The sequence below is a fragment of the Pedococcus sp. KACC 23699 genome (assembly GCF_045348425.1).
Lineage (GTDB): Bacteria > Actinomycetota > Actinomycetes > Actinomycetales > Dermatophilaceae > Pedococcus.
The window spans coordinates 301,136-321,799 of the sequence record NZ_CP157483.1; the positions used below are offsets into that span (position 1 = coordinate 301,136).

Below are 20,664 nucleotides of genomic sequence, written 5' to 3' on the forward strand. Positions count from 1 at the left end.
AAACGTGGACCAACCCCCTGCAGGAGATTCAGTGCCCGGCAAGAACCTGACCCGTGACGAGGCCATCGCCCGCGCGGCCGTCGTCGCGGTCGACCACTACGACGTCGCTCTCGACCTGACCACGTCGACGGAGACGTTCCGGACGACCACCACCGTGACGTTCACCAGCGCCCGGGTCGGGGAGTCCACCTTCGTGGACCTCATCGCCCCCTCGGTGCAGGCGATCACCCTCAACGGGGAGTCGCTCGACCCGGCGACGCACTTCGACGGTGTCCGCATCACCCTGCCGTCGCTCGCCGAGCACAACACCCTCACCGTGGACGCGACCGCCGCCTACATGAACACCGGCGAGGGCCTGCACCGCTTCGTCGACCCGGTCGACGACGAGGTCTACCTCTACTCCCAGTTCGAGGTCGCCGACTGCCGCCGGATGTTCACGGTGTTCGAGCAGCCCGACCTCAAGGCCACCTACGCCTTCACCGTCACCGCCCCGTCCCACTGGGAGGTCGTGTCCAACTCCCCCACCCCGGAGCCGACCGCCGTCCGCGACGACGTCTCCCGCTGGGAGTTCCCTGCCACCGCGCGGATGTCCTGCTACATCACGGCCCTCGTCGCCGGCCCGTACGCCGTCGTGCGCGACGAGGTGCAGACGCGCAAGGGTGTCGTGCCGCTGGGCATCTTCTGCCGCAAGTCGATGCTCGAGCACCTCGACGCCGACAACATCTTCGACTGCACCAAGCGCGGGTTCACGTTCTTCGAGAACGAGTTCGACTGCGAGTACCCGTTCGAGAAGTACGACACGCTCTTCACGCCCGAGTACAACATGGGCGCAATGGAGAACGCCGGGGCCGTCACGGTCAACGAGACCTACGTCTTCCGCGCCAAGGTGACCGAGGCGATCATCGAGCGCCGAGCCCTGACCCTGCTGCACGAGCTGGCGCACATGTGGTTCGGCGACCTGGTCACCATGAAGTGGTGGAACGACCTGTGGCTCAACGAGTCGTTCGCCGAGTGGGCGTCGACCACCTGCCAGGCCGAGGCCACCGACTGGGAGTCCGCCTGGACGACCTTCGGCATCAGCGAGAAGGCCTGGGCCTACCGCCAGGACCAGCTGTCCTCCACGCACCCGATCGTCGCCCCGATCCGCGACCTGGAGGACGTCGAGGTCAACTTCGACGGCATCACCTACGCCAAGGGCGCCTCGGTGCTCAAGCAGCTCGTGGCCTATGTCGGTCGTGAGCCGTTCGTCGCGGGCCTGCGCGCCTACTTCGCCAAGAACGCCTGGGGCAATACCACCCTGCAGGACCTGCTCGGCGAGCTCGAGGCCACCTCGGGCCGCGACCTCGGCACCTGGTCGAAGCTGTGGCTCGAGACCGCCGGGGTCAACACCCTTCGCCCCCTCGTCGAGGTCGACGACCGGGGCCTGATCTCCTCGGCCACGATCGAGCAGACCGGTGCCGAGGGCTACCCCACCCTGCGGCCGCACCGCCTCGCGGTCGGTCTCTACTCGGTGCAGGAGCAGTCCGAGGGACCCGTCCTGGTGCGCACCGACAGCTTCGAGATCGACGTCGACGGTGCGTCCACGGCCGTGCCGGAGCTCGTCGGGCGCGCCGCGCCGGACCTGTTGCTCGTCAACGACGAGGACCTCGCCTACGCCAAGATCCGCCTTGACCCGCGCTCGCTCGCGACGGCCCTGGCGCACCCGCGCGGGTTCCAGGACAGCCTGCCGCGCGCCCTGGTCCTCGGCGCCGCCTGGGACATGACCCGCGACGCCGAGATGTCGGCCCGCGACTTCATCGACCTCGTGCTCGCGTCGCTGCCCGGCGAGACCAACTCGACGATGCTGCGCACGGTGCTCGGCCAGCTGCAGAGCGCGGCGCGTCTGTACGTCGCGCCCGGCCACCGCGAGGCCACCCTCAGCACGGTGACGGCCGGCCTGCGCACCCTCACCGAGGCTGCCGAGCCCGGCAGCGACGCCCAGCTCCAGCTGCTGACCACGTATGCCGCCCTGCAGGGCGGCGGCGACGACGCCACCTGGCTGCGGGGCCTGCTCGAGGGCACCCAGTCGCTCGAGGGCCTGGCCGTCGACACCGAGATGCGCTGGTCGCTCCTGAGCGCCATGGCCGCCGGCGGTGCGGCCACCGAGGCCGAGATCGATGCCGAGCAGCAGCGCGACAACACGGCCACGGGTCGCGAGCGCGCGGCTCGGGCCCGTGCGGCCATGCCGACCGAGCAGGCCAAGGCCGCGGCCTGGCAGGCCGGTGTCGAGGACACCTCGCTGCCCAACTCCGTCGTCGAGGCGACCGGCCTGGGCTTCACCCAGGCCCTGGACACCGAGCTGCTGCGTCCGTACGTCGAGAAGTACCACGATGCGCTGCTCGACATCTGGGAGTCGCGGACGCACGCGATCGCCGAGTCGATCCTCGTGACGTACTACCCCAACGTCCTGGCCGACGAGCACCTCTTGGCTGCGACGCAGGGCTGGCTGGACGCCCACCCCGACGCCCCTGCAGGGCTGGTGCGCCTCGTGGCCGAGAACCGCGACGGCGTCGTCCGCGCCCTGCGGGCCCAGTCCCGGGACGCCGATGCCTGAGTCGTTCCTGCACACCCTGGCCAAGCTGACGCCCGAGAGCGCCTGGGACTGGTTCGTCGGGGCGCCGCTGCAGATCGTCATCATCGTCCTGGGGGCGATCATCCTGCGGTGGCTGCTGCTGCGGTCGATCGGCCGGGTCGTCCGGGTCACGCTGGCCAAGTCGGACGCCCGCCGGTCGCAGGAACCCGGTCGCGTCGGCCGGGCGGGCAACGCCCTGGCGGCGGCCGCCGGCATCGACCGGGAGCGGCACCGCCAGCGCACGTTGACGATGGGCTCGTTGCTGCGCAGCAGCGTCACCTTCGTCGTCGCCCTGGTCACGATCCTGACGGTCTTGTCGACCCTCGGGTTCGACCTCGCCCCCCTGCTCGCGACCGCCGGTGTCGGCGGTGTCGCGCTGGGTTTCGGCGCCCAGAGCCTGGTCAAGGACTTCCTCTCGGGGATCTTCATGATCCTCGAGGACCAGTACGGCGTCGGTGACGTCGTCGACACCGGTGAGGCCATCGGCACCGTCGAGGAGGTCTCGTTGCGCGTCACCCGGCTCCGCGACGGCAGCGGGGTCGTCTGGTACATCCGCAACGGCGAGATCGTCCGGATCGGCAACAAGAGCCAGGGCTGGTCGACCGCCATCGTCGACCTCCCCGTCTCGTACGCGGAGAACATCGAGCGAGCCGTCGCGGTCATCCGCACGGTCGTCTCGCAGATGGACCAGGACCCCGCGTTCCAGGACCGCCTCCTCGAGGAGCCCAACGTCGTCGGGGTCGAGTCGATCACCGGGAACGTCGTCACCATCCGGGTCATCGCCAAGACCGCGCCGGAGCAGCAGTACGGCGTCTCCCGCGAGATCCGCGAGAGGGTCAAGACCGCGTTCGACGAGCACGGCATCAAGGCACCGGTCATGACGGCGTTCGGCGCGACCGGCGGCACCCCGTGAGCACCACCGGGCAGTCCGGCAGCTTCTACGACCAGGTCGGTGGACACGAGACCTTCCGCAAGCTCGTCCACGAGTTCTACCTCGGGGTCGCGGACGACCCAGCCCTCCGCGCGCTCTACCCCGAGCAGGACCTCGGTCCGGCGGAGGAACGGCTCCGGATGTTCCTCGAGCAGTACTGGGGAGGTCCGACGACCTACTCCGAGCAGCGGGGGCACCCCCGGCTGCGGATGCGGCACCACCCGTTCAAGGTGACGCCGGCCCAGCGCGACCGGTGGCTGCTGCACATGATGACGGCGGTCGACACCCTGGACCTGCCGCCGGCCGACGACCTGCTGCTGCGCGACTACCTCGAGCGGGCCGCCCACAGCCTCGTCAACAGCCTCGACGAGGTCTGAGCACCACCCCCGTCGTGGAGCCTCTGCGCCGCGGGCGTCCGCGGGGCCGTCTGCGGCGGGCGACGCCCACGAGGCAAGACACGGGGAACCCGGTTTCGCCCACGGCCGCTGATGCCTCACCATGGTTTCCCGTGACTGACACCCTCTCCACGACGTCCGACGCGATCTCCGTCGCGACGCACCCCACCCACCTCCTCCACCCGGCCGACTCGGCCGACGCCGCCTGGTGGCGCCACGCGGTGATCTACCAGATCTACCCGCGCTCCTGGGCGGACGCCGACGGCGACGGCATCGGCGACCTGCCCGGCGTCACCGCACGACTGCCCTACCTCAAGGCCCTCGGCGTCGACGCGATCTGGTTCAGCCCCTTCTACACATCGCCCCAGGCCGACGCCGGCTACGACGTCGCCGACTACCGCGACATCGACCCGTTGTTCGGCACCCTCGCCGACGCGGACGAGCTGGTCGCGAAGGCCCACGAGCTCGGCCTGAAGATCATCGTCGACCTCGTCCCCAACCACAGCAGCGACGAGCACGTGTGGTTCCAGGAGGCGCTGGCCGCCGCACCCGGCAGCCCCGAGCGGGCCCGGTACATCTTCCGGGACGGCAAGGGCGAGCACGGCGAGCTGCCCCCGAACGACTGGCACTCGGTGTTCGGCGGCGCGGGCTGGACCCGGGTCACCGAGGCCGACGGGACCCCCGGCCAGTGGTACCTGCACCTGTTCGACACCAAGCAGCCCGACTTCGACTGGGACAACCCCGAGGTGGGCGACGAGTTCGAGTCCGTCCTGCGCTACTGGCTCGACCGCGGCATCGACGGCTTCCGGGTGGACGTGGCCCACGGCCTCATCAAGGAGCAGGGACTCCCTGACTACGACGCCGAGCTGCACCTGCTCGAGGGCGAGGTGAAGCCCGGCTCCCCCAAGCCCCCGATGTGGGACCAGGACGGCGTCCACGAGATCTACCGACGCTGGCGCAAGGTCCTCGAGGAGTACGGCACGCCGGACCGCATCCTGTGCGCCGAGGCGTGGGTGCGCCCGCAGGAGCGGGCGGTCCGCTACGTCCGTCCCGACGAGATGCACCAGACGTTCAACTTCGACTTCCTCAAGGCGCAGTGGACCGCTCGTGACCTGCGTGAGGTCATCGACTCCTCGCTGTCCGCGGTCGGCGCGGTCGGCGCCCCGAGCACCTGGGTGCTGTCCAACCACGACACGGTCCGCCACGCCTCGCGCCTGGGTCTGCCCGTCGGCGAGCGCCAGCCCAACGGCATCAGCGCCACCGACCCGCAGCCCGACCGCGCGCTCGGCCTGCAGCGCGCCCGAGCCGCCACGGCGCTGATGCTGGCCATGCCCGGCAGCGCCTACCTCTACCAGGGAGAGGAGCTCGGCCTGCCGGACTCCACCGACATGCCCGGCGAGTACCGCCAGGACCCGACGTTCATCCGCACCAAGGGCGAGGAGATCGGTCGCGACGGCTGCCGCGTGCCCATCCCGTGGGAGAAGGACGCCCCCGCGTTCGGCTTCGGGCCCTCCGACCAGACCTGGCTGCCCCAGCCGGAGGTGTACGGCGAGTACGCCGTGGACCAGCAGGACGGGGTGGACGGCTCGACGCTGGAGCTCTACCGCACCCTGCTCCGCGTCCGCCGTGAGCGCCGGCTCGGCACCGGGGGCCTGCAGGCCCTCGACGGCTTCGGTGACGACGTCGTAGCGCTCGTCAACACCGGCCAGGACGCCGGCGAGACGCTGGTTCTCGCCAACCTCGGCGCCGAGCCGGTGCAGCTGCCCGAGGGCGCGACCGTCCTGGTCGCCTCCGGTCCGCTCACCGACGACGGTGCCGTGCCGACCGACACGACGGTCTGGGCCACCTGCTGAACCGAGCGGCGGCGCGCACGGCAGACTGATGCCGTGCGCGCCGCCGACTTCGCCTACTTCGACGCGCCCACCCCGATCGGGCTGGCCCACCGGGGCGGGGCCAAGGTCGAGGCCAACCTGCACCTCGAGAACACCCTGGCCGCCTTCCGTCACGCCGTGGACCTCGGCTACCGCTACCTCGAGACCGACGTCCACGCCACGAGCGACGGCCAGGTGCTCGCCTTCCACGACCACGTCCTCGACCGCGTCACCGATGCCCGGGGCGCCATCGCGCAGCTGCCGTATGCCGCGGTGCGCGCCGCCCGCGTGGGCGGCACCGAGCCCATCCCCCTCCTCGCCGACCTGCTCGAGGAGCTCCCCGACGTCCGCCTGAACATCGACGTCAAGGCAGAGCGGGCGATCGAGCCGCTGGCGGCGGTGCTGCGCGCCCACGACGCGTTCGACCGGGTCTGCATCGGGTCGTTCTCGCGCAGCCGGATCCGCGCCGTCCGCGCCCTGCTCGGCCCGTCGGTGGCGACGGCCGCAGGACCGACGGAGGTGGGTGTGCTGCGGTTCGCGCCGTGGCTCGTCGCGGACTTGCTGCGCTCCCCCGCACCCGTCCTGCAGGTGCCGACCGGGCACGTGGTCGGCGGCCGCCGGTTCGACCTGGTCACGGAGGCGCTGGTCGAGCGCGTGCACCGGATGGGCAAGCACCTGCACGTCTGGACGATCGACGACGCCACGGAGATGGACCGGCTGTTCGACCTCGGCGTCGACGGGATCGTCACCGACCGCACCGACGTTCTCGCGGCGGTCCTGGCCCGGCGCGGCGTACCGTTGGGCCGGTGAGCTCGCCCACCCCCAGCCCTGCGCCCGAGCAGGTGGAGCAGGAGGGCGGCCCGGCCGCGGGCGTGACCCGGCCGCGCGACGGCGTCTTCGCGCCGACACACGCGTTGCTGTCGCTGGCGCTGGTCGCGCTCATCACCGTCATCGCGTTCGAGGGCATGGCGGTGTCGACGGCCATGCCTGACGCGGCGCGTGAGCTCGACGCCGTGCGGTCCTACGGCCTGGCCTTCTCGGTGATGCTGACCACCCAGCTGCTCGGCATCGTCCTGGCGGGCGTCTGGTGCGACCGGGTCGGGCCGCTTCCGTCGCTGTACGCAGGCCAAGCCCTCTTCGGCGTCGGCTGCGCGGTGTGCGGCTCGTCCAACGCCTTCGGGCTGTTCCTCGTCGGACGCGGGGTGGCGGGCCTGGGGGCAGGGCTGATCATCGTGGCGGGGTACGTCGTCATCGGCCGCGCCTACCCGGAGTCGTTGCGTCCCAAGGTCTTCAGCGTGATCTCGGCCGCGTGGGTGCTCCCATCGCTGCTCGGGCCGCCGATCGCCGCCTGGGTCACGACGACGTGGTCGTGGCGGTGGGTCTTCTGGCTGGTGGTGGTTCCGGTCGTGGTCGCCCTCCTCGCCGTGGTGGCCCGACACGGCCAGATCGCCGCGGCCGACCAGGACGTCGAGGCCTCCAGCCGCGACCACCGTCAGCACGCACGGGCGGCGTGGTTCGGGCTGCTCATCGCGGCGTCCGCCGGAGCGCTGCAGTGGGGGACGCACGAGCTCGAGTTCGCCTGGTCGGTCCAGACGGTCACCGCCCTCCTCGGGGTCGCCGGGCTCGCGCTGACCGCACCCCTGCTGCTCCCACGAGGCACCTGGCTGATGCGGCGCGGGCTGCCGTCCGTCATGGTGGCGCGCTTCCTGCTGACCTGCTCGTTCTTCGGCACCATCACCTACATCCCGCTCATGCTCGTCAACGAGCGCGGCCTGTCCCTCGGCGCGGCCGGGACGATCCTCGCCGTCGGGTCGCTCGGTTGGTCGACCGGCTCGTGGATCCAGGGTCGTGACCGTTGGGCGGGGCGCCGCGAGCCCCTCGTCTCCGTGGGCGGCCTGCTGCTCACCACCGGGCTGGCGGCCATCGTCGCGATCACCCACTTCGGGTGGAACCCCTACCTCATCGCCCTCGGCCTGGTCACCTGCGGCACCGGTATGGGGTTGGGCACGGCGAGCCTGTCCGTGCTGTCCCTGACGCTGACCCCCGCGGCAGACCACGGCTCGACGTCCTCGTCGCTGCAGCTCGCCGACTCGCTGGGCTCGGTGCTGGGCATCGCGGCCGCTGGTGCGGTGTTCGCGGCCCTGCACACCGTCGCCGGACGCGACGCGCCGGTCTTCGTCACCATGTGGCTCGGCCTGTGCGTCGTGTCCGCCCTCGTCGTCGTCGCCGGGCGCCGGATCCGCACCTGATCGGGGCCGACGGGACGAACGGCCCTGCCGCCGCGGGCACCCGCGGGTCACGGTGGGTGCGTCGCGCGACCGCGCGCCGCACGACGAGGAGGACTCGATGGCAGCATCGCACCCCGACCGACCCGGCGGTTCGACCCCACGGCGGTCGGTGGTCGAGGACTACGTCCAGGAGGTCGACGAGCTCCAGGAGCTGCGCGACAACCAGCGCGAGGACTCCTCGACCGGACGCACCCCTGACCAGGCGACCACGGACACCGTCGCCTCCTGGCACACCGGCTACCCCTACGACACCAAGCTGCGATCCCGCGAGTACGAACGGACCAAGCGCGCCCTGCAGGTCGAGCTCGTCAAGCTCCAGCTGGGCGTCAAGGACTCCGGGGCCCGGGTGCTCGTGCTGTTCGAGGGCCGTGACGCGGCCGGCAAGGGCGGGGCCATCAAGCGCTTCGCCGAGCACCTCAACCCTCGCGGCGCGCGCATCGTCGCCCTGGAGAAGCCGACCGAGGTCGAGACGACCCAGTGGTACTTCCAGCGGTACATCCAGCACCTGCCCAGCGGCGGCGAGGTCGTCCTCATGGACCGCTCCTGGTACAACCGGGCCGGGGTCGAGCGCGTCATGGGCTACTGCAGCCCGGCGCAGTACCTGTCCTTCATGCGGCAGTGCCCCGAGTTCGAGCGGATGCTCGTGGACTCCGGGATCCACCTGGTCAAGCTGTGGTTCTCGGTGAGCCAGGACGAGCAGGCCCGTCGCTTCGAGGCCCGCAAGACCGACCCCGTCCGGCAGTGGAAGCTCTCCCCCACCGACCTCGCGAGCCTGGACAAGTGGGATGCCTACACCGAGGCCAAGGAGGCGATGTTCCACTACACCGACACCCCCGACGCGCCATGGACGGTCATCAACAGCAACGACAAGAAGCGGGCCAGGCTCGAGGCGATGCGGGTCCTGCTGTCGGGACTGTCCTACCCCAGCAAGGACGAGACCGTGGTGGGCCGCCCGGACCCGCTGCTCGTCTGCCGGGCCTCGGTCGTGACCGGGGCGGCCGACCAGGCCGGCGGCCGGGTGCGCATGCTCTTCCCGAGCGCGCGCAGGTAGTGGGGCACCCCACCAGGAACAGCTCTGACGTGCCCGGCCCCGAGATGCCGTCAGCGGATCAGCACGTGCCCGGCAGGGGTCGACAGCCGCGTCCACCTGCCACAGGTCCAGACCGTCACCTCCGAGCCCGGGGCGGCGAAGCCGAGGACGTGTGCCGCGAACGCGCCTCCCGCGGGGACCGGCGGGGTGGTGGTCGTGAGCCGGCCCCAGACGTGCCGTCGCAGGGCCGTCACCGCCTGGCTGCCGGCGTCGGCCGGGGCACCTGAGGCGACCTCCGCGATCCCCTCGCGCGCCACGGTATACACGTCCTCCGCACTGACGGCTCCCACACGCTCCCAGCCCGATCGTGGTGGTGCCATCGCTGCCCAGCCGACGCTGACCGTGGTCGGGGGCAGCGGCAGGGTCGTGCTACCGCTGCCCTCCCGGGCCAGGCGGTCGGTGACCGACGCGAGCGACACCGTCGTGTCGACGTCGGCCGGCTCGGCGAGCGGCATGACCCGCAGCCCGATCACGGCACCCTCGCCCATGAGGCCGCTCCCGGGGAGGATCCCGACGTAGGCGGCGAGGGTGGCGCCGGCGGCCTGCAGCCTGATCGCGCCGTCGTCGTCGGCAGCCTTGGCGCGGGCGACATAGGTGCGCAGGTCGTCCAGCCCCGGGGCATCGGGGAACCGCAGGTCCATCAGCGCCGCCGCCAGCGGAACGGCACGGGCTCACCCGCGTGCTCCTCGAGCATCGCCCGAAGGTCCGGAGCCATGCGGCGCGGGGTGGACGTCGCGAAGTCGTAGAGGACCAGCGTGGTCTCGGCGCGGGCGTAGACGGTGTCCTCGGGGGACAGGCCGTCGCGCACCTCGTAGGCGAGGTCGAACCCGGCCCCGCCGATCTTGGTCGCCCACATCTGCACGACGATCGGGGGCACCCGGAACAGCAGCGGGGCGAGGTACTCGATCTCGTGGCGGGCCACGAGGATCCCCTCGGCGAGCACCGAGCGGTCCTGCCCGAACCAGTCCTCGAACCCGATGACCCGGGCGTCCTCGAGCAACCGCAGGAACTGCACGTTGTTGACGTGGCCGTAGGCGTCCATGTCGCTCCACCGCAGCGGCACGTTCACGCAGTAGCGCTCAGGGAGCGCATCCGGCACCTGGTCGACCGCTTCCTCTGACATGGGGACATCCTGTCAGGGGTGTCGGGCCGGCGGCATACGGTGGTCACCATGGAGACGACTACTGCCGCCACCGACCTGCACACCCTCGCCACGGGGGTGCTGCGCAGGCTCGTCGGCCGCGACGACGTCGACTTCCGGGACGGCCAGTACGAGGCGGTGCAGGCGCTCGTGGGCGACCGGCGCCGGGTCCTCGTCGTGCAACGCACCGGATGGGGCAAGTCGGCGGTCTACTTCGTCTCGACGGCCCTGCGCCGCGAGCAGGGCGCCGGACCCACGGTCATCGTCTCCCCGCTGCTGGCCCTGATGCGCGACCAGATCGCGGCCGCCCAGCGCGCCGGCATCCGGGCCGTGACGATGAACTCCGCCAACGCCGAGGAGTGGGGTCGGGTCTCGGCCGCGCTGGCGGCCGACGAGGTCGACGTGCTGCTCGTCAGTCCCGAGCGGCTGAACAACCCTCGGTTCCGCGACGAGCAGCTGCCCGACCTCGCGCGCCGCTGCGGCCTGCTCGTGGTCGACGAGGCGCACTGCGTCTCGGACTGGGGCCACGACTTCCGCCCCGACTACCGCCGCATCCGCGACCTGCTCACGACGCTGCCCGCAGACACCCCGGTGCTCGCGACGACGGCGACCGCCAACGCCCGCGTGGTCACCGACGTCGTCGAGCAGCTCGGCGCCGGCGGCCACGACGTCATGACCCTGCGCGGCGGCCTGGCCCGGGAGTCGTTGCGGCTCGGCGTCATGCGGCTCACCTCGCCCGAGCAGCGTCTCGCCTGGCTCCTGGCCCACCTGCACACCCTGCCCGGCAGCGGCATCGTCTACGCCCTGACCGTCTCGGCTGCCGAGGACATCGCCGTCGCGCTGCGCGAGGCAGGTCACGAGGTCCGCGCCTACACCGGCCGCACCGACCCGGCCGACCGCGAGCGCCTGGAGGCGATGCTGCGCGACAACCAGGTCAAGGCCCTCGTGGCCACGAGTGCGCTGGGCATGGGGTTCGACAAGCCGGACCTGGGTTTCGTGCTCCACCTGGGCGCCCCGTCCTCGCCGGTGGCCTACTACCAGCAGGTCGGTCGCGCCGGCCGTGCCACCGAGCGCGCCGACGTGCTGCTGCTCCCCGGGCCGGAGGACAAGGACATCTGGGCCTACTTCGCCTCGGCCTCGATGCCGCGCCAGGAGCAGGCCGACGCCGTGCTGACGACCCTGGCCGGGTCTGCGAAGGCGCTGTCGACGGCAGCGCTGGAGACTGCCGTCGACGTCCGCCGCACCCGCCTCGAGCTGCTGCTCAAGGTGCTCGACGTCGACGGGGCGGTGCAGCGCGTGCCCGGCGGCTGGATGTCGACCGGTGTCCCGTGGACCTACGACGCAGAGCGTTACGAACGCGTCAGCGCAGCCCGGGTCAGGGAGCAGGACCTCATGGTGTCCTACGAGCAGACCGGGGAGTGCCGGATGGCGTTCCTGCAGGAGTCGCTCGACGACGACACCGCCGTGCCCTGCGGGCGGTGCGACTCCTGCGCCGGCGTGTGGTTCCCCACCGAGATCCCCGACACGGCGGTGACGACCGCTCGCGGACGCCTCGAGCGGGCGGGCGTCGAGCTCGAGCCGCGGGCGCAGTGGCCGTCGGGCATGGACCGCCTCGGCGTGCCGCTCAAGGGCAAGATCGGTCCGGACGAGGGTATGGCGCCGGGCCGCGCCGTCGCCCGCCTCACCGACCTGGGGTGGGGCCAGCAGCTGCGCACCCTCCTGCGCGCGGAGGACGGGCCCGCCCCCGCCGAGCTGCTGCGAGCCTGTGTGCCGATCCTGCGCGACTGGGGCTGGACCGACCGCCCGGTCGCGGTGGCCTCGATCCCGTCACGTCGGCGACCGCAGCTCGTCGAGTCGGTCGCCCAGGGCCTGGCCGAGATGGGTCGGCTGGAGTGGCTCGGGCCGATGGACCTCGTCGAGGGTGGCCCACTCGGCGAGTCCGGCGGCAACAGCGCCTTCCGGCTGGCCGGCGTCTGGGGACGCCTGGCGGCCTCCGCGTCCCAGCGCGAGGCGCTGGGCCGGCTGTCGGGCCCGGTGCTGCTCGTCGACGACCTGGCGTCGTCGCGCTGGACCCTCACGGTGGCCGCGCAGGAGCTGCGCCGGGCGGGGGCGCCGGGAGTCCTGCCCTTCGTCCTGGCGCTAGAGGCCTGACTCAGCGGCGCCGACCGGCACGGCACGTCGGTCGGCCGGGGCCTCGAGCGGCACGGTGAACAACGGCAGGAAGAGCTGCACCGTGGGACCGATGAGCACGGCGTAGAGCACGGTGCCGATGCCCACGACGCCTCCGAGCGCGAACCCGACGACGAGCACGGTCACCTCGATCGACGTGCGCACCAACCGGAAACTGCGCCCGGTCCGGCGCACGAGTCCGGTCATCAACCCGTCGCGCGGACCCGGGCCGAACTGGCTGCCGATGTAGAGCGCGCCGGCGAGCCCGTTGAACACGATGCCACCGACGAGCAGGAGCACGCGCAGCACCATGGCCGACGGACGCTCGAGCAGCGCCAGCGTCGCATCCGTGGTCAGGCCGATGACGACGACGTTGGCGACCGTCCCGAGCCCGGGCACCTGGCGCAGCGGGATCCACAGCAGCAGCACCGCCACACCGACGATGATGGTCACGGTGCCGAAGCTCACGGGGAGGTGCTGGGCGATGCCGTAGTGGAAGACGTCCCAGGGGTCGAGCCCGAGACCGGCCCGGATGAGCATGCCCATGGACGCCCCGTAGAGCGCCAGCCCGGCGAACAGCTGGACGAGGCGTCGGGTCGTGTGCCCCGCACGCAGCTGCTGCAGCGGGCTCATCGGGGTGAGGGTGGTACGCGTCATTGCGCCATTGTGGTGGCCAGTGGCCTGTTCTCCGATAGCCAATGGTGCCAAAGTGGACTGCATGTCTCCTCGTTCGTTGTCCGCTGCCCGGCTGCGTCCCCTCCTCGGCGCCGCACTGGACTCCAGTCCCGCCTATCGCGGCCTCGCCGACGCCCTGCGGCTGCTCGTGGCCGACGGCCGGATCCCGGCCGGTACGCGGCTGCCCAGCGAGCGTGACCTCACCACCGCGCTGGGGGTGAGCCGCACGACGGTGAGCCGCGCGTATGCCGAGCTGCGCGACCGCGGGTACCTCGAGTCACGGCAGGGCTCCGGCAGCGTCGTGGTGCTCCCGGGGGAGGCCGCCGGACGCCGGTCCGGTGGGCCGTTGCAACCGACCTCGGACCAGCTCGACGGCCCGGTCATCGACCTGACCTGCGCGTCCATGAGTGCTCCTCCCGGCACGGTGGCCGCCTACGAACGCGCCCTCGAACAGCTCCCCCGCTACCTCGCCGGGACCGGGTACCACCCGCTCGGGCTGCTGGCGCTGCGCGAGGCCCTCGCCGCCGACTTCACCGCACGGGGGCTGCCCACCGACGCCGAGCAGGTCATGGTGACCAGCGGCGCGCTCGCCGGCGTTGCCATCGCCGCACGGGCCCTGCTCTCCCCCGGCGACCGGGTGATGCTGGAGAGCCCGACGTACCCCAACGCCCTCGAGACGCTCAGCCGCTCCGGTGCTCGGCCGGTCGCCCTGCCGATCGGCGCCGAGGGCTGGGACCTCGACACCGCGGAGGCGACGTTGCGCCAGACGGCGCCGCGGGCGGCATACCTCGTGCCCGACTTCCACAACCCGACCGGCGCCCTCATGCCGCAGGAGCAGCGGGCCCGGCTCGGCCGCGCGCTCGGTCAGACCCGCACCGTCGCGATCGTCGACGAGACGCTCGTCGAGCTCGCCCACGACCCCGGCCTCGTCATGCCTGCTCCCCTGGCCGCGCACCACGCCCGGACCGTCACCGTGGGTGGGGCGAGCAAGACGTTCTGGGGTGGCCTGCGGGTGGGGTGGTTGCGCGCACCGCGAGACCTCATGCCGTCCCTGGTGACCGCGCGACTGACCCTCGACCTCGGCAGCCCCGTCATGGAGCAGCTCGTCCTGCTGGACCTGCTCGGGCACCGTGACACCATCTTGGAGGCTCGCCGCGAGGCCGTCGTGACGACCCGGGACGCGCTGGTCGGCGACCTGGCCAGCCAGCTGCCGGACTGGCGCTTCACCGTTCCGCAGGGCGGGTTGTGCCTCTGGGCGGAGCTGCCGGAGGCGTTGTCGACACCCCTCACCGTGGCGGCGGACCGACGAGGGGTCGTCCTCGCGCCGGGGTCGCAGTTCGCGGTGGACGGCGGCATGGAGCGGTTCCTGCGCATCCCGTTCACCGGCCACTCCCCCGAGGTGGTCACCGACGCCGTCCAGCGGATCGCCCTCGCCTGGCAGGACGCGGTCACCAGCCGCCCCTCGGGTCGGCGCCGCCCACCCCTGGTGGCGTGAGCCCAGGCTGGTGGTCGCCGAAGTCCCCGGAGCCCACGACATCTCGGCCCCCTAGGATTTCGCTGTGACCGACGACAGCACCGTGCCCACCGAACCCCTCGCCGACCTGCTCGCCACGCTCGACCTCGAGGAGCTGGGGACGGCACGCATCACCGTCGAGGGCGTCGACGGCGCAGAGTCGATCGACCTCGGGGAGTCCGGCGCCTCGGTCTTCCTCGGCCGCAGCCAGCGCACCCCGCACGGTCGCGTCTTCGGCGGCCAGGTGCTCGCCCAGTGCGTCATGGCGGCCGGCCGGACGGTGGCCGACATCGACGACGGTGACGGCCCGCGCCACATCCACTCGCTGCACGGGTACTTCATGCGACCCGGCGACGACACCAAGCCGATCCGCTTCGCGGTCGAGAGGATGCGCGACGGCCGTTCGTTCTCCACACGACGGGTGCACGCCATCCAGGACGGCCTGCCCATCCTGTCGATGATCACGTCCTTCCAGGAGCAGGCCGACGGGCTGGACCACCAGGACCCGATGCCGCAGGTGCCCGGACCCGACACCCTCCCGTCGCTGCAGGACGTCTTCGGCACCGTCGACCACCCCGCCGCGCGGCACCTGGTCAACCGGCCCGTCGAGCACCGGCACCTCGAGGGCGACATCTTCGCCGCCCCCGGCCCCGAGCTCGTGGCCCACCAGAGCGTATGGCTCAAGGCGATCGGGGAGCTCCCCGACGACCCGCTGGTCCACGCCGCGGTGCTCGCCTACGCCTCTGACTACACGCTGCTCGAGTCGGTGATCCGTCGCCACGGGCTCGCGTGGAACGACCGGCGGCTGCGCCCCGCGAGCCTGGACCATGCCATGTGGTTCCACCGTCCGGTCGCCGTCGACGACTGGATCCTCTATGCCCAGGAGTCCCCGTCCGCCTCCGGTGGACGCGGTCTCGGCATCGGCCGGATGTTCGGCGCCGACGGCGCCCTCGTGGCGACCGTGGCCCAGGAGGGCATGGTCCGGGTGAAGAAGTCCTGATGGCCGAGCGCGACGCCTCACGCTGGGTCGTGGACCCCCTGCGTCTGCAGGACCAGGAGGCCTGGGCCCGGCTGCACCGCGGCTACCTCGACTTCTACGACGTCACCGACCCCGAACGCGTCTCCCCCGTCATCTGGTCATGGCTGAACGACCCCGCCCACGAGCTCGAGTGCCTGGTCGTGCGCCCGGCGCCCGGCGCGGATCCCGTCGGCCTGGCCCATTTCCGGCCCTTCCCGCGGCCACTCGCCGGTGCGACCGCCTGCTTCCTCGACGACCTCTTTGTCGACCCGAGCGCGCGAGGGACGGGTGCCGTGGACGCCCTCCTGGGCGCACTCCAGGAGGAGAGCCGCGACCGCGGCTGGAGCCAGGTCCGCTGGATCACGCGCGAGAGCAACGCGCGGGCGCGTTCGACCTACGACCGGCTCGCCGTGCGCACCGACCTGGTCACCTACGAGCTCCCGGTCTGAGGCCCGGTCTGAGGCCCCGTCTGAGGCCCGGTCTGAGGCCCCGTCTGAGGCCCCGTCTGAGGCCTCGGTCGCTCGGCGCGATCAGCCGACGCGGACGACCACCGCGGTGCGCGCAGGCAGGTGGACGAGCGACCCGTCCAGGCTGGTCGCGGCGGGGTCCCAGGCGAGGACGACCTCGACCGGCGCAGCGTCGAGCGGGACCGCGCCCGCGACGTCTGCGAAGTTGGCGACGATGCGCAGCGGTCCGCGTCGCACCACGAGCCACCGTGCCTGCTCGTCGAAGTCGGCCTCGACGAGGTCGAGCCGGCCGTCGTCCAACGAGGGCTCGCGGCGGCGCAGCGCGATCAGGTCGCGGTACCACGCCAGCATCCGTCGGTGGTCGCCCTCCCCGACCTCGTCCCAGCGCAGCTGGGACCGCCGGTAGGTCGCCTCGGCCTGCGGGTCCGGCACGTCGTGCGCCGCCCAGCCATGCGACTCGAACTCGCGACGCCGCCCCTCGGTGACTGCCTTGGCCAGCTCCGGCTCCTCGAAGTCGGTGAAGAACTGGAACGGCGTCGTAGCCGCCCACTCCTCGCCCATGAAGATCATCGGAGTGAACGCCGACGTGAGGTAGAGAGCGGCCCCGATGCCCTGTTGCGAAGGGTCGACGAGCGCCGAGATACGTTCTCCCACAGCGCGATTGCCCACCTGGTCATGGGTCTGCAGGTAGGCGACGAACCTGCGTGCGTCGACCTTGTCCCGCTGGACGGGAGCTCCCCACTCGCGGTTGCGGAAGGTCGACCAGGTGCCGTCGTGCAGGAAGCCGCGGGTCAGCGTCTTGGCGAGGACTGCCAGGGGGCCACCGTCCGGCAACGCGCGGGTGTGACCGGCGAAGTCCGCGTAGTAGCCCTGCGTCTCTCCCGTGAGCGTCACGTGCAGGGCATGGTGCACGTCGTCGTCCCACTGCGCGTCCATGCCTCGGCCGCCGTCGCTCGTCGGCGTCACCATGACGGGGTCGTTGAGGTCGCTCTCGGCAACCAGGTGCAGCGGACGTCCGAGCCGGTGGCCGAGGGCGGCGACCTCGTCGGCGAGCTGGACGAGCACGTGCGTTCTCGAGTCGTCACGCAGCTCGTGGACCGCGTCCAGCCGCAGCGCGTCGACGTGGAAGTCGTCGAACCACCGCAGCGCGTTGTCGATCATCCACCGGCGCACGGCGCCGCTGTCGGGGCCGTCGAGGTTGAACCCGGCGCCCCACGGGGTCGGGTGCGTGTCGGAGAAGTAGGGCCCGAAGCGCGACAGGTAGTTCCCGACGGGTCCGAGGTGGTTGTAGACCACGTCGAGACACACGCCCAACCCGAGCCGGTGGCACTCGTCGACGAAGCGCTGGAGGGCCGCGGGCCCGCCGTAGACCTCATCGACAGCCCAGGGACCGACGCCGTCATAGCCCCAGTTCCAGCGGCCGGGCCAGGCCGCAAGGGGCATGAGCTCGACGACGTCCACCCCGAGCTCGACCAGGTGCGGCAGGCGCGCCCGGGCCGAGTCCAGCGTGCCCTCGGTGGTGAAGGTGCCCACGTGGAGCTCGTAGACGACGGCCCCCAGGACTCCCGCGCCGTGCTGCGGACCGGCCCACGTGGCGTCCTGCCACGGGTGCCGCGAGGTGTCGAACCAGCGACTCCTGCCGTGCACGCCCTCGGGCTGGTGCGCCGAGCGCGGGTCGGGCGTGAGGTCACCACCGTCGATGCGGAAGCCATAGTCCAGGACGGGGTATGACGTCGTGCCCCCGTCGCCGACCGGAGTCTCCGGGCCGACCGGCGCCGCCTGCGCCGGCGCCTGCCATGCCCACCACCCGGCGTCCTGGCGCTCCATGGGCAGCGTGCTGCTCGGGCCACCATCGAGGGAGAACTCGACCTCGACGCTCCCGGCAGCAGGGGCCCACACGGTGACGGTGGGGGTCGAAAGGGTCTGGGGCTCAGGCGTCTTCATCGTTTCCCAAGGTGTCGTGTCGGACGAGGAGGGCGACGGGCAGGTCGGCCAGCAGCCGCGCCAACCGCACCCCCGGCCGTCCCTCGTGGGAGACCACGGCGCGGCCGGTGAACAGGTCGTGCCACTCCCCCTCGGGCAGGAACACATGGTGCTCGCCCCACCCGCCGGCGGCAGTGAGGGAGTCGCTCAGGCGGGTGACGACGGCGACGACCTGCAGCCCGCTGTCGTCACCGCGACCGACAGCCAGGGCGTGCTCGCTCGTCGTGGTGAGCGGTGCATAGACGGCTCGGGTGCCGGTGAACCACTCGGCGTGCTGGTGACGCAGCCGCAGGGCGCGCGACGTGACGAGCAGCTTCTCGTCATCGAGGTCTGCGGGCCTCTCGCCCTTGTCGAGACGGCTCAGTCGGGCACGCCGTTCGGAGTAGTCCACCGGTCGGCGGTTGTCCGGGTCGACCAGTGACAGGTCCACCAGCTCGGTGCCCTGGTAGACGTCGGGGACCCCCGGGACGGCGAGCTGGAGGAGCTTCTGTCCGAGGATGTTGGCCCGTGCCGCAGGCGCCGTCCGCCTGACCCAGCCCTGGAGGTGGGCGACCAGCGCCGGGTCGGTCAGCAGCCCGGAGACGTAGCGCTGCACGTCCGACTCGTAGGCCTTGTCCGGGTCGGTCCACGTCGTGCGGCGCTTGGCCTCACGAATCGCCTTGGTGGCGTATGCCTGCAGCCGGTCCTCGCTGATCGGCCACGCGCCGACGGCCGTCTGCAGGAGGAAGTACTCCGTGGCGGCGTCGAGCTTCGTGCCGCGGTGGGCACTGGAGAGGCGACGGGCCATGGAGACCCACGTCTTCCACTCGTCGGCCAGCTCGGACACCACGGCGAGCCGGGCGCGGACGTCCTCGGACCGCTTGGTGTCGTGCGTCGACAAGGTGGTCATCGTCGTCGGCCAGGTGGCGAGCTGCCGCTCGGCGAACTCGTGGAGCTCCTCCGGCGCGATACCCACCAGGTGGGGGTCACCGCCGACCTCGTTGAGCGAGGTGAGTCGGGCGTAGCGGTAGAAGGTGGTGTCCTCGATGCCCTTGGCCATCACCGGTCCGCAGGTCTGCTGGAACCGCACGACGAACTCCTGCTGGGCGGCATCGGTGTCGACGTTGGCCTCGGGCAGGCGACCGCCGCGGGCCAGCTGGGCGACCAGGCTGACGCTGAGCTGGTCGGCGTCACTCACCAGGGCCATGGCCCGCGACTCGGACGCGTTGAGCACCGCGGCCTGGTCGGGGTCCGGCACCGGGCCGCCGAGGTAGGCGCGGTAGCGGTCCATGGCGACCAGGAGCGAGCCGAGGGCACGCTTCAACGATGCCTGGTCGTGCCACGGCAGGACCTGCTCGACGAGTCGCATCAGCCGGTTCACCTCGGCGGCCTGGACCTCCTGCACCACCTGGCGCTTGGCCTCCAGGACCATGGCGTCGAGGTCCTCGGGGTGACCGACGACCTGGGTCAGCAGGTCGGTCAGTGGTCCCTTGCCGGCCGGGTTGACGAAGACCCCACCCACGCGCAGGAGCGTGTCGTAGCCCGTGGTGCCGGCGCAGCGCCACGAGTCCAGCAGCTCCTCGCGACCTTCCAAGATCTTCTCGGCGACGACCCAGGCGTCGTCGGTGGCGTCGGCGAGCTGCGCGAGGTAGCCACCGGGGTCGGCGAGGCCGTCGGGGTGGTCGATCCGGAAGCCGTCGACCAGACCGGAGCGGTAGAGCTCCAGCAGCAGCCGGTGGGTCTCCTCGAAGACCTCAGGGTCCTCGACGCGGACGGCCGCGAGCGTCGTCACGTCGAAGAAGCGGCGGTAGTTGAGCCGTTCGGCACCCTCGCGCCAGTCGCACAGCAGGTACCACTGCGCCTCGACGAGCTCGTCGACCGGGAGGTGGTCGGTGCCGGGCCGCACCGGGAACTCGTGGTCGAAGTAGCGCAGCACCGTCTCGTCGCCACGGGGCCCCCCGTCCGTGGCGAGGGCCAGCTCCCCGGCCGACACCGCCTCAGACAGCGGTCCCCCGAGGACGGGCACGAGCACCCGGTCGTCCTCGGCGGCCCAGTCCACGTCGAACCAGTGCGCGTAGGGCGAGTCGCGACCGTCCCGGAGCAGCGACCACCACTGGCGGTTCAGGTGTGCCGGGGTCGGCGTGGTCATGTGGTTGGGGACCACGTCGACGACCAGGCCCAGGCCGTACAGCGAGAGCGTCCGCGACAGCCGGGACAGCTCGGTGCCGCCGCCGGCCTCCTCGTTGACGAGGTCGTGGTCGACCACGTCGTACCCGTGGGTCGAGCCCGGTGCCGGCTGCAGCACCGGCGACAGGTAGGCGTGCGAGACCCCGAGGGCGTCGAGGTAGCTTGCCTGCTCAGACGCCTGGTCGAAGGTGAACTCGCCGTGGACCTGCAGGCGGTAGGTCGCCGTGGGCACCACCCGCCCCTGCGCCGGCCGGTGCGGTGGCGTACCGCGCTGCATACCCGTCTCCTGCATCGTCATCGAACGGTCACTGTCCTCATCGGCGTCCCCGACACGCCCACGTCACGC

The 20,664-nt window shown here is 71.9% G+C and carries 16 protein-coding genes; 11 read left to right on the forward strand and 5 right to left on the reverse strand.

What is annotated here, in order from left to right; translation table 11 throughout:
- Positions 1–31: 31 nt before the first annotated feature.
- The 7 genes from pepN to ppk2 all read left to right on the forward strand — a co-directional run bounded on the left by pepN (position 32) and on the right by ppk2 (position 9,147).
- A complete protein-coding gene (gene pepN / locus ABEG17_RS01410) occupies positions 32–2,593 on the forward strand; it encodes an aminopeptidase N (protein ID WP_406831468.1) in 2,562 nt (853 codons plus the stop codon).
- Positions 2,586–3,524: a mechanosensitive ion channel family protein gene (locus ABEG17_RS01415; protein ID WP_406831469.1), complete on the forward strand. Its 939-nt coding sequence runs from the start codon at positions 2,586–2,588 to the stop codon at positions 3,522–3,524. The genes pepN and ABEG17_RS01415 overlap by 8 nt, the downstream gene beginning before the upstream one ends.
- Positions 3,521–3,919 carry a globin gene (locus ABEG17_RS01420; RefSeq protein ID WP_406831470.1) on the forward strand — a complete coding sequence of 133 codons (399 nt, stop codon included), beginning with the start codon at positions 3,521–3,523 and terminating at the stop codon, positions 3,917–3,919. Before ABEG17_RS01415 ends, ABEG17_RS01420 begins: the two co-directional genes overlap by 4 nt.
- Before the next feature lie 131 nt (positions 3,920–4,050).
- On the forward strand, positions 4,051–5,790 hold the full coding sequence (locus ABEG17_RS01425) for an alpha-amylase family glycosyl hydrolase (protein WP_406831472.1): 1,740 nt from the start codon (positions 4,051–4,053) through the stop codon (positions 5,788–5,790).
- 33 nt (positions 5,791–5,823) lie between these two features.
- Positions 5,824–6,618: a glycerophosphodiester phosphodiesterase gene (locus ABEG17_RS01430; protein ID WP_406831473.1), complete on the forward strand. Its 795-nt coding sequence runs from the start codon at positions 5,824–5,826 to the stop codon at positions 6,616–6,618.
- On the forward strand, positions 6,615–8,057 hold the full coding sequence (locus tag ABEG17_RS01435) for an MFS transporter (RefSeq protein WP_406831474.1): 1,443 nt from the start codon (positions 6,615–6,617) through the stop codon (positions 8,055–8,057). Before ABEG17_RS01430 ends, ABEG17_RS01435 begins: the two co-directional genes overlap by 4 nt.
- Before the next feature lie 97 nt (positions 8,058–8,154).
- On the forward strand, positions 8,155–9,147 hold the full coding sequence (ppk2, locus tag ABEG17_RS01440; RefSeq protein ID WP_406831475.1) for a polyphosphate kinase 2: 993 nt from the start codon (positions 8,155–8,157) through the stop codon (positions 9,145–9,147).
- A gap of 50 nt (positions 9,148–9,197) precedes the next feature.
- Here ppk2 and ABEG17_RS01445 read toward each other — a convergent pair whose 3' ends face one another.
- Complete coding sequence (locus ABEG17_RS01445; RefSeq protein ID WP_406831476.1) at positions 9,198–9,827, reverse strand: hypothetical protein; 630 nt, start codon at positions 9,825–9,827, stop codon at positions 9,198–9,200.
- The gene (locus ABEG17_RS01450) at positions 9,827–10,309 is read right to left on the reverse strand and encodes an acyl-CoA thioesterase (protein ID WP_406831477.1); all 483 of its coding nucleotides are present in this window, start codon (positions 10,307–10,309) and stop codon (positions 9,827–9,829) included. Before ABEG17_RS01450 ends, ABEG17_RS01445 begins: the two co-directional genes overlap by 1 nt.
- 48 nt (positions 10,310–10,357) lie before the next feature.
- On the opposite strand from ABEG17_RS01450, the gene ABEG17_RS01455 reads away from it, so the two are divergent.
- On the forward strand, positions 10,358–12,478 hold the full coding sequence (locus ABEG17_RS01455) for a RecQ family ATP-dependent DNA helicase (RefSeq protein WP_406831478.1): 2,121 nt from the start codon (positions 10,358–10,360) through the stop codon (positions 12,476–12,478).
- On the opposite strand, the gene ABEG17_RS01460 is transcribed toward ABEG17_RS01455, so the two are convergent.
- Complete coding sequence (locus tag ABEG17_RS01460) at positions 12,467–13,153, reverse strand: YczE/YyaS/YitT family protein (RefSeq protein ID WP_406831479.1); 687 nt, start codon at positions 13,151–13,153, stop codon at positions 12,467–12,469. The genes ABEG17_RS01455 and ABEG17_RS01460 overlap by 12 nt on opposite strands.
- A gap of 61 nt (positions 13,154–13,214) precedes the next feature.
- Between ABEG17_RS01460 and ABEG17_RS01465 the strand changes: the two genes are divergently transcribed.
- The 3 genes from ABEG17_RS01465 to ABEG17_RS01475 all read left to right on the forward strand — a co-directional run bounded on the left by ABEG17_RS01465 (position 13,215) and on the right by ABEG17_RS01475 (position 16,151).
- Complete coding sequence (locus ABEG17_RS01465) at positions 13,215–14,666, forward strand: PLP-dependent aminotransferase family protein (protein ID WP_406831480.1); 1,452 nt, start codon at positions 13,215–13,217, stop codon at positions 14,664–14,666.
- A gap of 64 nt (positions 14,667–14,730) precedes the next feature.
- The gene (locus tag ABEG17_RS01470) at positions 14,731–15,684 is read left to right on the forward strand and encodes an acyl-CoA thioesterase (protein ID WP_406831481.1); all 954 of its coding nucleotides are present in this window, start codon (positions 14,731–14,733) and stop codon (positions 15,682–15,684) included.
- Complete coding sequence (locus tag ABEG17_RS01475) at positions 15,684–16,151, forward strand: N-acetyltransferase family protein (protein ID WP_406831482.1); 468 nt, start codon at positions 15,684–15,686, stop codon at positions 16,149–16,151. Before ABEG17_RS01470 ends, ABEG17_RS01475 begins: the two co-directional genes overlap by 1 nt.
- An 81-nt stretch (positions 16,152–16,232) precedes the next feature.
- On the opposite strand, the gene treZ is transcribed toward ABEG17_RS01475, so the two are convergent.
- Both treZ and treY read right to left on the reverse strand, forming a co-directional pair.
- Entirely contained in the window at positions 16,233–18,113 is a 1,881-nt protein-coding gene (treZ, locus tag ABEG17_RS01480) for a malto-oligosyltrehalose trehalohydrolase (RefSeq protein WP_406831483.1), read from the reverse strand.
- Positions 18,100–20,616, reverse strand: coding sequence for a malto-oligosyltrehalose synthase (gene treY / locus ABEG17_RS01485; protein ID WP_406831485.1), 2,517 nt, complete (start codon positions 20,614–20,616; stop codon positions 18,100–18,102). Before treY ends, treZ begins: the two co-directional genes overlap by 14 nt.
- Between the last annotated feature and the right edge of the window lie 48 nt (positions 20,617–20,664).